This window comes from Spirillospora sp. CA-294931 (genome assembly GCF_050946795.1).
In the GTDB taxonomy this organism is placed as follows: domain Bacteria; phylum Actinomycetota; class Actinomycetes; order Streptosporangiales; family Streptosporangiaceae; genus Spirillospora.
On record NZ_CP192006.1, the window covers coordinates 7,619,862 to 7,632,900 of the forward strand.

Consider the following 13,039-nt stretch of genomic DNA (forward strand, 5'->3'; position numbering starts at 1 on the left):
AGACCATCAGGAGAATCCATATGTCCACGCCATCTGCCGATGACATCACCTGGATGAGGAGGGCAATCGAGCTTTCGCACAAGTGCCCGCCTAGCGAAGGGGCCTACTCGGTGGGCGCGGTTATCGTCGGTAAGGACGGGCAGGCGATAGCCACGGGGTATTCCCGCGAGGAAGATCCCAAAGTGCACGCAGAAGAGTCCGCCCTCGGCAAACTCTCCGAAGGAGACGAGCGACTGACGGGCGCCACGATCTACAGCACCTTGGAGCCGTGCTCCGAGCGCGCGTCTCGGCCGCTTGGTTGCTCCCAACTCATCCTCAAAGCCGGGATCCCTCGCGTCGTCATCGCGTGGCGAGAACCAAGCCTCTTCGTTGCCGACTGCCAAGGCGTTGAACTCCTGGAGCAGGCGGGCGTTGAGGTCGTCGAACTCCCCGAGCTTGCCGAGGAGGCCCGGGCGGTCAACGCTCACCTCAACGTCGAGTCTTAACCACGGCCACTAAAAGCCCGCTCCTCTGTCTCAAAGGAGCGGGCTTTGTCCTTCAATCTCGTGACCCACTAGTCAAGTGCCGCATCACACCACCCGCAACAGGCCATCGGCCGGTTGGTGGGAAAGCTCACTCCTCGACGCTCTCAGCTTCAAACTGCTGCAACCCTTAGGCCACCCTCCGCCGGGCTGGGAGTCCGACTCGGCCCGTCCTCTAGAATGAGAACTGGATAGGCCTAGCCTTCCACTTCCATGTCAGGCTCAATAGAGAACGCTGGAACCTGACGATAAAGCGCTAGTGGCACTATGGATATAGCTGGCCAACTAGGCGCCTCACTGAGGCCCGCCTCTTCCATCGCCCGGCCGGTTTCCTGGATTAGGACTTCCAGAGCTGCACGCTCAATTCGGTCGGTATTTTGGCGCATGACTTGATTGACCTCGCCAGCTATCCGAGCGAGTTGTGCAGAATAGTTGCTCTGCCCCCGCCGAGGAATCCGACTGATTGACGCAACGGTCGTCCACTCCTGCGCGTCGGCCCCGAGACGAGAGAACAGAGTGGGCCGATCCTTCCCCAGATAGTCACCAGGATCAGCGATCATCCCCGTGAAGCGAAGTTTTGGCCTCTCGGGGCCACATGGCAATATTCGAACAGCAAGGCTATCTCCATACAATGATTCGACTACCTGAGTGACCACTGCCGAGAACTCCGTGTCGCCGCTCACCTCATCGAACTTTTTTGCCTTCTTAGCGAATGCTGCGGGATCAAGCAGCAACGTTGGCGAACTAATCCGAATGAGCGCTCCGACTTTCAGAGCCTTATGCAGACGCTCTTGATTCCAGTTCTTGGCGATGGCGGCAGCGGCAGATATGTCCCCCAACACGCCTCTTGCCTCTGCCGCCTCTTCAAGCATCGCCACGTGCAGGTCCGCCAACGAGCGACTTTCCTGATCGCTCTCGGACCTCTCGCGCGAGAACCCGACGATTCTATTGAAGCTTCCTTGCCATTTCCTTATATGACCAGACGTGGAACTTTCCTCTTCCGGTAGACCGGCGGTGAACTGAGCGAGCAAAGTCCGCACACGGGGAGTATCCACGTAGAGGTACTCGCGAATATCCGGCACCCCACTGTCTGGCAGGTTTCTCAAGATCGTCTCCTCGCTTCGTCATTACAGCGTGTGAACATCATAACTAACACAACTCACCCACATGGCAGTCATCAAGCCCGGAGGACTGGTTCGATAATTCTGGTCGGAGGCGCTGCCCGTCTCGATCTCGCCACAGCGGTGGGCAAGTGCTTCACGCGGCGGCCCTGGACGAGCACCGGAGAAGCCACCTCACCACGGTGCTTGACTAGGAAAACTCTCTCCCATCCGGGAGACCGTCAGGTGGTCCCCCGCCGTGCATGGGCTGTGCTCTGACATGCGCCTGCAAAGCGTTGCCCTGGGAGCGGGCGATGGCCAGCACAAGCGGGAACGCCATCGCGCCTCACGATGGCGGGCAGAGCCCCCTACTCAGGAGGCGCGCATGGCTCTGGAGGAGACGCAGGCACCGGTGTCGCTGATTGAGGCTCGCGCGTCCGCGTGACGATGAGGCTCAAAACCGCCCTCCGTGCCATAGACGGTCAGAGCGCGCCCACTCGTCAGTGTTCGGGCAGGCCAGAGCGATGTTGCACGACGGCCTCCGGAGCCGTGTGCGCAGGTTCGAATCCTGCAGGGGGCACCCCAAACGACCAGCAAAAACCCCGGTAATCCTGCCACAACGGCAGACACCGGGGTTTGTCGTATACACAGCCGCGCGCCACCGGAAGCCGCCGCGCCAATCCGTTTTGAACCACTCCCCAACGTCCCCATAAATGCGGCGGCGCCCGCACCGTTGGCGCGGCCCACCGCCAGCCGCTGTAGCTCACTGAGGGTGAACACGAACGATGGTATGCGCAGGTCGCGTACGTGTTCGGACTCAAGGTCTCGCTGGTGGGCAGGGCCGGTGTCGGCGGCAAGAACGTAGCCAAACTGGTGACGAACGTCGCCGAAAGAAAGCTCATCTCTGCGCCCGATGGCAGCGGCCGCGTTGAACGCGACCGCGTCGACATCAGCCCCTACATCGTCGACTTGCTCACCATGCGTACTAGTCTTCAGTGGTATCAGCCAACTGCCGAAGATCGCGCCGCCGAGGGCAAGGCGGCTGCCCGATTTGATGACTGGCTTGGTGGCGTTGGGGCGGCAGGGTGGACCAGTGAGGACGAAGAGCGCTTCGGCGACTGGTGACTATTACTGCACCCTCTCGGGCCCCTTTCAGCAAGCGCGGCGAACGTGCCTCCGATGGCCGGGGTGATCAACACGTTGATGATTCAGGGCGCCTTGGTCTTGCCCGGGTGGGAGGGCGGCCTCACCGGCGCCGGCCTACACCTGCCCGGTCCAGGAGGTTATGCATGACGTGTGTGGGGAGCGTCGGATTGCGGGCGGCTGCGGCTGCCAGTCGTGGCTGCTCCAGTGCCTCCAGAAGACATGACGGGGGCAGTCTCGGGTCGGCGGCCGCATCTCGGTGCAGGTTTGGATTGGCGTCGTTCAGCAGCTCGACGACCCGTCGGGCCGGGAGCCGGGGATCACGCAGGGCGCACCACCGTACCCACGGCTCTTCGTCGCGGCTCAGCCTGTCGACGAGTTCCGGCGGTGTGTGCGGGTCGTCCAGGGCCAGCGCTCGCATTCGGGGGTGTGGATCGTCGGCGTACCGGCGCAGCCCTTGGCGAGGGATGCGTTCCCTGATCCGCCGCTGCGACAGGCCCTCCCAGTCGCGCCAGATCTCCAAGAGGAGTTCAACGGGCACGTCGTCGTGGTTCTCAGCGAGGAGCAAACGCACCGCGAAGTCCTCGTCGGCGGCGAACCGCTCCTTGACGTCCTGCGGCAGGTCCTTGCGTCTGGCCAGCCCGCGACGGATCAACACGTGCGCGGACGTCGCGAGGCGGCGCAGTTCAACGGTGTCGAGCCGGAGCAACAGCGTCCACTCGGGCAGGTGGTATCTGATCCCCGGGTCGATCTCGACATCGATCGCTGCGCGCTCTTCCTCAGCGAGCGCCGGATGCGTCGATGCCGCCAACCGCACCCGGAACTCCGGGTCGCGCGCCAGCCCCCGCACGGCCTCGATGGGAAGCAGTGGATTGAAGGCCGCTCGTTCCCGCACCTCGGCGTTCTCGGACCTGACCAGCAGGTCGGCTTCCTCACTGGTGATCGGTGTCCAGCCGCCGGGCGGTCTGTCCGCTTCTTCGAAGCGCTGATGGGCCGCAGCCCGGACGCCGTCCACGGGGTCTGAAAGGAGCTTGACCTGGCTCTGCCGTGGCAGATTTGGATGGCACGCGACATCCCATCGGACGTAATCGTCCGGGTCGTCCGCCAGGACTTCCAGAACCTCCTCCGGGAGTTGTTTCCCGAGCTCGAAGCAGGCCGCGAGGGCCCGGCGGACTTCCACATCCGGGTCCCCGGCCAGGCGGAACCGCTGGTCTCCGCCGAAAATCGCGAAGTGCCGCCGTACCTTCGGGTCGGCGTGATTCAACGCCACCTCGGCGACTTCGTCGCTCCATGCCTTCCTGGTGGAGAAGTCGATGGCGTTGACGGACAACAGCCGCAGGACGACGTCATCGGGGGCGGCAGGATTACGGGAGAGCCCCTCGATCCATCCCTTGGGCGGGGGTGTGGAGTCATCGAGAAGGAAGATCGCCATGGTGGGCCAGCGTATGGGATCCGCCGGTCCGGCCTCGCGTCTCGTGTCGATTCATCGGTGATCAGGGCGTGGGCGAGGATGTTTTCGCAATGCCCAGGAATGGGTTCTGGAGGACGTCCACTCGCGAACAGGGATCGAGGTACGAATGGAGGGATTGGTTTGTCGGTGGCGCCGTTTAGCATACGAGTCCCAACTTCTCGGAAGGTGGGTTGCGTGGGGTCATGGAGCCGCTGGAGAGGGACGATCCTCGTCGGGTGGGGCCTTATCGGCTGACCGCTCGGCTGGGCGGCGGTGGGATGGGGCAGGTCTACCTGGGGCGTTCGCGTGGCGGACGTCCGGTCGCGGTCAAGGTGGTGCGTGCCGGGCTGGCTGCTGACGCGGAGTTCCGGCGGCGGTTCGCCGTCGAGCTGGAGGCCGCCCGGCGGGTCGGCGGGTTCTACACCGCCCAGGTGGTGGACGCCGATCCCGACCCCGCCCACGGGCCGCCGTGGCTGGCCACCGCCTACATCGCCGGTCCGTCCCTGCACGAGACCGTGGCGCGGCACGGGCCGTTGCGGTCGCTTGAGGAGATCGCCGGGCTGGGGGCGGGGCTGGCCGAGGGGCTCGCCGCGATTCACGCCTGCGACCTGGTGCATCGCGACCTCAAGCCGGCCAACGTGATCATCGCCTCCGACGGGCCCAGGGTCATTGACTTCGGCATAGCGCGTGCGCTCGACGCCACCTCCCACACCGTGTCCAGGGCCGTGGTCGGCACGCCGTCGTTCATGTCCCCCGAGCAAGCTCGCGGTGACCCGGTCGGCCCGGCCAGCGACGTGTTCTCCCTCGGGGCCGTGCTGGCGTTCGCGGCGACCGGGTGCGGCCCGTTCGGCACCGGCCCGGCACACGCGATCATGTACCGGATCATCCACAACCGCCCCGACCTGGACGGCCTGCCCCGAGAGTTGCGCTCGCTGGTGAGCGACTGCCTGGCCAAGCAACCCGGGCGGCGTCCCAGCCTGGACGACGTACTGCGGCGCCTCGACCGCCACCGCGAGACCACGCCGGAGCCTGCGCCGAGTTGGCCGTTCGCTCCGTCGCGGCTGGCCGACAGGGCGCCCGTCGCCGAACCGGCCGCCGACGGGCGGCTCCTCAGCGGGTTCGGCCTCGCCGATGACGTCGGTCCCCCGGAGCGGTGCCCGGACTGCGGTTCCGAGGGAGTCCTGCCGACCGACGTGTTCTGCCGGCGGCACGACCGCTTCCTGCCTCTCGTCAACCGCACGGGCGCCGGACGGGTCGGCGTCGTCCTGGCGGGAGCCGTCTGCGTCTATGCACTCTTCTGGCTGGCCGCCGCAGTGGAGTCGGCGGTGCCCGTGTTCGTCGCCGTCGCGGCCGTCGGCATGCTGGGCTACCTGCTCCCGTTGCGGACGCACAGCAGGACGGTCGCGCTGGCCGCGACCGCCTACGTGTTCGTCTTCGGCGCCACGTCCGTGACCGGTGCGGCCGACGGCGACACGCGCCAGAACCTCGCCGCGATGCTGTTCGTGCTGCCCATGGTCTTCCTGGGCGTGCACATCGGCCTGATCATCCTCGGCGCCGTGGACGACGAGAAGGAGATCTACAGCGGCGGCCCGCGCAACGACGTCGTGGCGCTGGGCGCGATCCCCACGGCCTTGGCCGCGACCGCCGGTCTGGGCTGGCTCGTGACACCGCTGTTCCTCGATGCGCCCAACACCGCCGATGGTCGCGGCCTCTTCCGGTTCGTGGGCCTCCTCGCGTTCTGCGGGGCCCTCGGCGTCTCCGGCGTGGCCGGGTTGACCGTCGGCCTGCGGCGTGCCGCGGGGGGTTCGCCGCGAATTCCGGCTCCGAGCCACCCGCGTCACGTGGCCTGGTACGCCACGTTCAGCGACGTGGAGCGCCGCCGGACCCTCACCGCGGTCGACCGGCTCGGCGAGCTGACCAGGATCACCGTGGTCCGCATCGTCGATCTTTCGCGGATCGTCCTGGTCACCGGTGCTCGGGTGGCGGTCAACGCCGTCATGGAGTTCGCCAGGCTGCTGGTCCTGCTGGTGGTCGAGACGATCAACCTGGCCGTCCGGATCGTCGTCTTCGTGCTGCGCGCGATCGTCGCCGTCGCCGTGTGCTTCGCCGAGTCGGCCGCCAAGATCCTCGGGTACGGCCTCTACGTGAGCGCGCTGAACTTCGGCGCCATCGTCCTGCCGGTCGTCGCCCTCCTGGGGGCCGCGCTCCTCGCGATCCCGCTCTCTGAGCACGTCCTCGCCTACCTGCGCGAGGGCGCCACCGACGACCTGGGGTGGTTCGCCCTGCAGACCGCGGCGGCGTTCGCGCTGGTGAGCGCGGCCTGGATCCTGAATGCCGACCAGGACGTGCGCCGATCGCTGCTGTCGGCATACCGGACGGCGAACGTCGCGGGCCCGTACCTGCTGGTCTTCGTCGCCCTCGGCGGCTGGATCTTCACCGCCCTGTCCGTGCTGGGGCTGGGGGAAGCCCACCCGGGCTGGATCACCTGGACGGCGACGGCCCTCCTGACGGCGGCTCTCATCTGGTCCCAGTTCAGGCGCTCGCCGCCCGCGGTGAGCCTCATGAAGGACGACCGATCGCCGCGATAGCCCGGAGCCGACAACGCGTGTGTCAGGGGCGGACGTCGTGGCGGGACGGGGCGTTGAGTTTGCGGCGGACTTTGGCGACGTATTCCTCGACCGTGCGGCGGGAGAGGAAGAGGGCCTGGGCGATTTCGCGGTTGGTGTGGCCGCCTGCCAGGAGGCGGGCGACGTCCTGTTCACGTGGGGAGAGTTCGGTGCCGTAGCCGCGCCTGCCGCGAGGGGAGGGGGTGGCCGCGCCGGTGCTGCGGATGCGGTGACGGCAGCGGGCGGCGTCGACGGTCGCGCCCAGGGACGTGTAGGACTGCGCCAGTGCGTCGAGTGTCGCGGTGTCGGTGCCCCCGGCTTGTTCGGTGAGTTGGGTGGTGCGGTACGGGAGGCCGAGGCTCTGGTGCAGGGCGATTGCCTCGCGGTAGAGCTGGTGGGCTTCGTCGGTAGTCGCGGCCAGCCTTGCGCGGCAGCTGGTCAGGGCGGCGTGGGCCAGGGGGGCGTCGATGCCCTTCAGGCCGGCGGTTGTTTCCGTGACGAGCTGGTGGGCGGCGTCGGCGCGGCCTGTCGCCAGGTAGCAGTCGACTGCCTGGGGCAGGACGTCGCCCGACCATGCCCATGCGCCCTTGTTCCGCAACGTCGTCACGGCGCGCTCCACGTGTTCCTCGGCCGCGGCGGCCTCGCCACGGCTGAGCAGCATGCCGGCCATTCCGCCGGCGGCGGATATGCCCACCGGGAAGACGTGCTGGCGGCTCGCTGCCCGGAAGGCCTTCTCGGCCCGGCCCCACTCGCCGCGTGCCGTCGCCAGCCAGCCGCGGGTCAGGTTCAGGTCGGTGGTCAGCAGGAGGTCGGCGTAGGTTTCGACCAGGCGGTCGATGCGCTGTTCCAGGCCGGACCACCGGCCGCTGAGCCAGTCGAGCCGGACGGCCGTGGCCTCGGCGGTGCCCACGACGTAGAAGGCGGCGACGCGCTCGGCCAGGGCGATCCCGTTGCGCAGGAACTCGCGCGCTTGGGAGTAGTGACCGATCCATGAGCACGCGTCCGCCAGGTTGCAGAACGCCCGAGCCAGGTGGTGGAGCTCGTCGGGGTCGTCCACCTCCGAAGGGGACGGCAGTTGGGCGATGCGCTCCCACGTGCTCGGGTCGCCGATGATGAGCCGTCCGCCGAGCGTGGTGGCCAGCAGGGCGGTGCGCGGGGCCCGGGTGGGCAGCCGGTCGATGATCTCCTCGACCTGGCCGAGCGAGACCCGGTGCTCGGGGATGGACGCGGTCCCCAGGTAGGGCCCGGCGATGGCCGCCAGGCCGCGCACGATGCGTTCGGGCTGGTCACCGAGCAGGTCGATGGCCTGGGTGATCTCGTCGGCGCCGCGGTCCAGCTCCCCGGTCTCGCGCTGGAGCAACAGGCCGAACCACAGGTGCACCTCGCCGCGGACGTCCGGGGCCAGCCGTGGATCCGACAGCAGGCCCTCGACCCTCGCGGTCAGCGCTCCGCCGGGCAGTCCGGTCAGGGCGTAGCCGCACAGCTTGGTGGCCAGCCGGTTCGTGTCCGCGATGCTGATCTCGGGGTCGGCGAGCACCTCGGACAGGAAGTCGACCGCGCTGGGGACGTCCTTGGCCTCCTCCGCCGCCTCGGCGGCGAGCTCGCTGTACCGCAGCCATTCGGCTTTCAGGCCCGCCGCTTTGGCGTGGGCGGGGAGGCGGGCGACGGGTGGGGGGTCGAGGGCGGACAGCACGGTCAGGGCGCGTGTGTGCAGTTGCCGTCGTCGTGAACTGGGGAGCGAAGCGCATGCGGCTCGGCCGGCGATTCTGTGCGGGAAAGCGAACCTGTTCGCTGTCTTCTCCGCGAGAACTCCGGACTCCACGAGGGCGATCAGGTGGTGGGCGTCTGTTGTGCCCGCTACGGCGGTCAGGACGTCGGCCGTCTCCGGCACGTCCAGCACGGCGGCCGCCTCGGCGAGGGAGCGGGCGGCGTCGGGCAGGGCTTCGAGCCGCTCCCCGATCGCCTCCGCCACCCGGACCGGGACGTCGATCCCGTCCAGGATCCGCTGTGCGAGGTCGCCGTCGGCACGCACGTCGCGGGCCGGGTCGCGCAGGGCGCGCACCGTTTCCTCGACCACGAACGGGACGCCGGACGTCTCGCGCAGGACGGCCTCGGCGAATCCCTCCGAGGTCACCGCGGCCCCCACCAGCGCGTCGATCATGGTACGCACCTCCACCAGGCCGAAGGGGCGCAGGACCAGGCTGACCACGTGCGGGACGTGGAAGGCGTGGCCGAGCGGGCCTCCGGCGGGCAGGTGCTCGCGGCGGTAGGTCGCCACGATCGACAGGCCCGGCGGCGGGTTCCCCATCACGAACCGCAGCACTGCGCGGGTCTCTTCGTCCGCCCAGTGCAGGTCCTCCAGCACGAGCACGGTGGGCCCCAGGGAGCCGAGCAGGTCGCGCACGGCGCGGAAGACCCGGTGCCGCTCGGCGCCGGGATCGCCGAGGGGACGCGGCGCGGGCGGCAGGCGGTCCGCGAGTTCGGGCAGGTGGTCCCGTAGCGCGCCGGTCACCGGGCCGGGATCGACCAGCCGGTCACCGCACTGGCTGAGGCAGTCGAGGAGCACCCCGTACGGGAACGGCTCGGACAGCGGCTGGCACATGCCCACGACCACACGCGCGGCCCCGTCGAGGGCGGCGGTGAACTCGGCGACCAATCTGGTCTTGCCCGACCCGGCCTGGCCTTCCACGAGGACGACCGACGGTGCGCCCCGCACCCCCTCGAGCATGGCGGCCAGTTCCGCGTCCCGGCCGATCATCGGCACCGGGCCGAATCGGACGGGGTGGGGATTCGCGTGATCACGGCCCATGGTCGCTCCCGTCGGTGATCCACCCGCAGAGGAATGCCCGACAGGGTAAGTCGGCCGGGCCGGGTGGCGTAACCCCTGGCCACGAGCGCGCGCGATTCGTGCGAATACGGGTCTTGACCACACTTGTTCGCTCTTTCCCCAGACCGAAGGGTGAGGCCCGAGCGGCCCGATGTGCCCCACCCCTGTCAACGGCCGCTCGGACGCACGTTGGAGGAATCGATGCAGGAGCGCAGGAATCGATGGAGATCGAGCCTGTTCGCGGTCGCGGTCGCGGCCGCCGTCACGGTCGCGACGGCGGCGGGCGAAGCCGCGGCGCAGCAGCCGGAATCGGCCGTCGTCCAGGCTGACCAGCCGTATCCCGGACGGTACATCGTGGTGCTGGAGAACGGCGCCCGCGCCGCGTCCGAGGCCCGCGCCGCGACCCTCACCCGGCGCTACGGCGGCGAGGTGACCGACACGTACTCGGTCACGCTGAAGGGCTTCGCGGTCCGGGGCCTGTCCGAGCGGCGGGCACGGCGCCTGGCGGCCGACCCGTCGGTCAGGTCGGTGCACCAGGACGGCACGACCAGGGCGACGGGAGAGCAGCCGAACCCGCCGTCGTGGGGGCTGGACCAGATCGACCAGCGAACCGCCACCCTGGACAAGAAGTACACCTTCCCGAACACGGGCGAGGGTGTGACCGCCTACGTCATCGATTCCGGGATCAACGCCCAGCACCCCGAGTTCGAGGGCAGGGCGAGTCACGGGTACGACTTCCTCGACAACGACGGCGACGCGAGCGACTGCTTCTGGCACGGCTCGCACGTGGCGGGGACGATCGCGGGCAAGACCGTCGGCGTGGCGAAGAAGGCCAAGGTCGTGGCCGTGCGCTCGCTGAACTGCAACGGCTCGGGCCCGGACTCGGCCACGGTCAGCGCGATGGAGTGGGTGGCCAAGAACGCCACGACGCCCGCGGTGGTGAACCTGAGCCTGGGCATGGACACCCTCGGCGTCGGTGACGAGCAGATCAAGGCCATGGCGGCCAAGGGGATCGTCGTGGCGGTCTCCGCCGGCAACGAGGGCAAGGACGCCTGCGGCGTCAGCCCGGCCCGCGTTCCCGAGGCGCTCACCGTCGGCTGGTTCAACAAGGACCGCACCCGTGGCGGAAACCACGGCCGCTGCGTCGACCTCTTCGCACCGGGCGGCAACATCTACTCCAGCGACCACGCTGGAGCGTTCCGCACCGGCAGCGGGACGTCCATGGCCTCCCCGCACGTCGCGGGCGCGGCCGCGCTGTACCTGTCGGCCAACCCCGGCGCGACCCCGCGGCAGGTCGGCGACGCGCTGGTCCGGAGCGCCACCCCGGACCTCGTCACCAACCCCGGGACGGACTCTCCGAACAAGCTGCTCTACGTCGGGGACATCGGCGGCGGCACCCCGGGCGAGTGCGGGGTCAAGGGCAACGACCAGGACGTGGCCATCCCCGACGCGGGCTCGGCGGTGAGCACGTCCGTGAGCCAGGATTCCTGCCAGGGCAAGGCTTCGGCCACGTCGCGAGTGCGTGTCGACATCGACCACGGCTACACCGGCGACCTCGCCATCGACCTGGTGGGGCCGAGCGGCGCGTCCTATCCGCTCAAGCGCGCGGGCGACGCCGGTGACTCCGGCGGTGTGCACCAGACCTTCACGGTGGACGCCTCGCGCGAGGACGCGAACGGCACCTGGCAGCTCTCGGTGCGCGACGTCTACCGGTTCGACGCGGGCACGCTCACGGGCTGGTCGATCACCCTCTGACCGACGGCGCCGTCCTCTCACTCACCCCCCACCATCCGAGGAGAACGATGAGAACAGCACGCCTCGCCGCGGTGTTCACCGTGGCACTGGCCGTGACGGCCCTGCCAGTCATGGCCGCCGCCGACGCCGCACCGTCCGGCAAGATCAGCATCGCGGCGACCCCGACCGACCAGCTTCGCCCGTCCGGCGTGGGAACCAGGATCGTCAACGGGGAGCGCACCACCGTCAAGGAGCACCCGTCCGTCATCGCGGGGATGCGCGTCGGGGGCGGCGGCCCGCAGGGGCAGTCCTGCACCGCGTCCGTGGTCGGCAAGCGCAAGATCCTCACCGCGGCGCACTGCATGATCGACGCCACCGGTGACAAGAGCTACATCTACGGCGACGACGACCTGAACACCCCTGGCGACGAGACGTTCCGCACGGCCGTCGCCTCGTTCAAGGCCCACCCGGGGTACACCGGCTCCGGCGGCTGGCGGACCGGGTACGACGTCGCGGTGGTCACCACCGTCGACGACCTCCCGGTGCCGGAGAGCCAGTGGGCCAAGGTGGCCGGCTCGGGGGACGCCGCGCTCACCCAGCCGGGCAAGTCCGGCACGTCCCTCGGCTACGGCAGGACCTCGTCGGGCGGCGGCTCCGGCGAACTCCGCAAGACCACCCTGCCGGTCAACGACCCGAAGAACTGCCAGGTGTTCGACATCAAGGTCAACGGCGACCTGATGGTGTGCGCGGGCTACAACGACGGACGCACCGCCAACTGCTCGGGTGACAGCGGTGGCCCGTTCATCGTGGACGGCGTGATCGTCGGCGTCTCGTCGTGGGGCTCCAGCGCCTGCGACCGCTACAGCATCATGGCGCGGCTGACCAACGCGATGGGCGACTGGGCCCGCGCCGAGATCGGCGGAACCCAGCCCGGCGACGGAAAGTTCGGGGTGGCGCTGGCGCCGTCCTCCGGCAAGGCCGAGCCCGGCAAGCACGTCTCCACCAGCGTCACCACGACGGCGGGCGACCAGGGTCCGGAGAAGTTGGAACTCAGCGCCTCCGCCCTGCCCGCCGGGACGACGGCCACCTTCCAGCCCTCGTCGGCCATCACGTCCGGCGAGGTGGCCAAGCTGACCCTGGAGACCGCCGCGAGCACCAAGCCGGGTACCTACAAGGTCAACATCACGGCCAAGGGTTCTTCGGGGACCAGAAGCGCGGAGTACACGCTGACGATCGGTGACGGCGGCCCGGCCAACGGTCCTCAGCTGTCCATCTCGCCGAACTCTGGGACCGTCCCGCCCGGCGGCTACGCCAACGCGACGATCACCGTGAACGGCGGCACGGGCCCCATCCGGCTCAGCGGCACCGGTCTGCCCGGGGCACCGATGTTCACGCCCCAGACCATCAAGCCCGGCGGCACTTCGCGGATGACGGTCATGGGTCCGTACCAGCGCGGCACCTACAAGGTGACCATCACCGCGACCGACAGCGCCGGCAAGACCGGAACCACGGAGTACACCCTCACCGTCCGGTAGTCCGCAGCACTCCCCCGCGTGGAGCCCGCAATCGTCCCGGTTGCGGGCTCCGCCACGCCGCAACGGCTACAGGCTGGCGCGGATCAGATGGAACCCTAGGCGTGGGGTCGGGTGATAGCCGGT

At 68.9% G+C, this 13,039-nt stretch carries 8 protein-coding genes and 1 tRNA gene; 6 read left to right on the plus strand and 3 right to left on the minus strand.

The window, feature by feature from the left end:
• Positions 1 to 20 precede the first annotated feature (20 nt).
• Positions 21 to 485, plus strand: a complete 465-nt coding sequence (locus tag ACQPY4_RS34530) for a deaminase (protein WP_433328241.1) — start codon at positions 21 to 23, stop codon at positions 483 to 485.
• Positions 486 to 718: 233 nt separating this feature from the next.
• Here ACQPY4_RS34530 and ACQPY4_RS34535 read toward each other — a convergent pair whose 3' ends face one another.
• A complete protein-coding gene (locus ACQPY4_RS34535) occupies positions 719 to 1,627 on the minus strand; it encodes a DUF6414 family protein (protein ID WP_433328243.1) in 909 nt (302 codons plus the stop codon).
• A 509-nt stretch (positions 1,628 to 2,136) separates the two neighbouring features.
• Here ACQPY4_RS34535 and ACQPY4_RS34540 point away from each other — a divergent pair.
• A tRNA-Arg gene (locus tag ACQPY4_RS34540) sits at positions 2,137 to 2,201 on the plus strand.
• A gap of 227 nt (positions 2,202 to 2,428) precedes the next feature.
• Positions 2,429 to 2,746, plus strand: coding sequence for a hypothetical protein (locus ACQPY4_RS34545; protein ID WP_433328245.1), 318 nt, complete (start codon positions 2,429 to 2,431; stop codon positions 2,744 to 2,746).
• Positions 2,747 to 2,867: 121 nt separating this feature from the next.
• Here the strand turns inward: ACQPY4_RS34545 and ACQPY4_RS34550 are convergent, their stop codons facing one another.
• Entirely contained in the window at positions 2,868 to 4,196 is a 1,329-nt protein-coding gene (locus ACQPY4_RS34550) for a hypothetical protein (RefSeq protein ID WP_433328247.1), read from the minus strand.
• Between the two features lie 254 nt (positions 4,197 to 4,450).
• On the opposite strand from ACQPY4_RS34550, the gene ACQPY4_RS34555 reads away from it, so the two are divergent.
• On the plus strand, positions 4,451 to 6,802 hold the full coding sequence (locus ACQPY4_RS34555; RefSeq protein ID WP_433328249.1) for a protein kinase domain-containing protein: 2,352 nt from the start codon (positions 4,451 to 4,453) through the stop codon (positions 6,800 to 6,802).
• 22 nt (positions 6,803 to 6,824) lie between these two features.
• On the opposite strand, the gene ACQPY4_RS34560 is transcribed toward ACQPY4_RS34555, so the two are convergent.
• The gene (locus ACQPY4_RS34560) at positions 6,825 to 9,629 is read right to left on the minus strand and encodes an ATP-binding protein (RefSeq protein ID WP_433328251.1); all 2,805 of its coding nucleotides are present in this window, start codon (positions 9,627 to 9,629) and stop codon (positions 6,825 to 6,827) included.
• 219 nt (positions 9,630 to 9,848) lie between these two features.
• Between ACQPY4_RS34560 and ACQPY4_RS34565 the strand changes: the two genes are divergently transcribed.
• Together ACQPY4_RS34565 and ACQPY4_RS34570 are read left to right on the plus strand one after the other, a co-directional pair.
• Complete coding sequence (locus ACQPY4_RS34565; protein WP_433328253.1) at positions 9,849 to 11,402, plus strand: S8 family serine peptidase; 1,554 nt, start codon at positions 9,849 to 9,851, stop codon at positions 11,400 to 11,402.
• 47 nt (positions 11,403 to 11,449) lie between these two features.
• A complete protein-coding gene (locus ACQPY4_RS34570; protein WP_433328255.1) occupies positions 11,450 to 12,916 on the plus strand; it encodes a trypsin-like serine protease in 1,467 nt (488 codons plus the stop codon).
• The last annotated feature ends 123 nt before the right edge of the window (positions 12,917 to 13,039 follow it).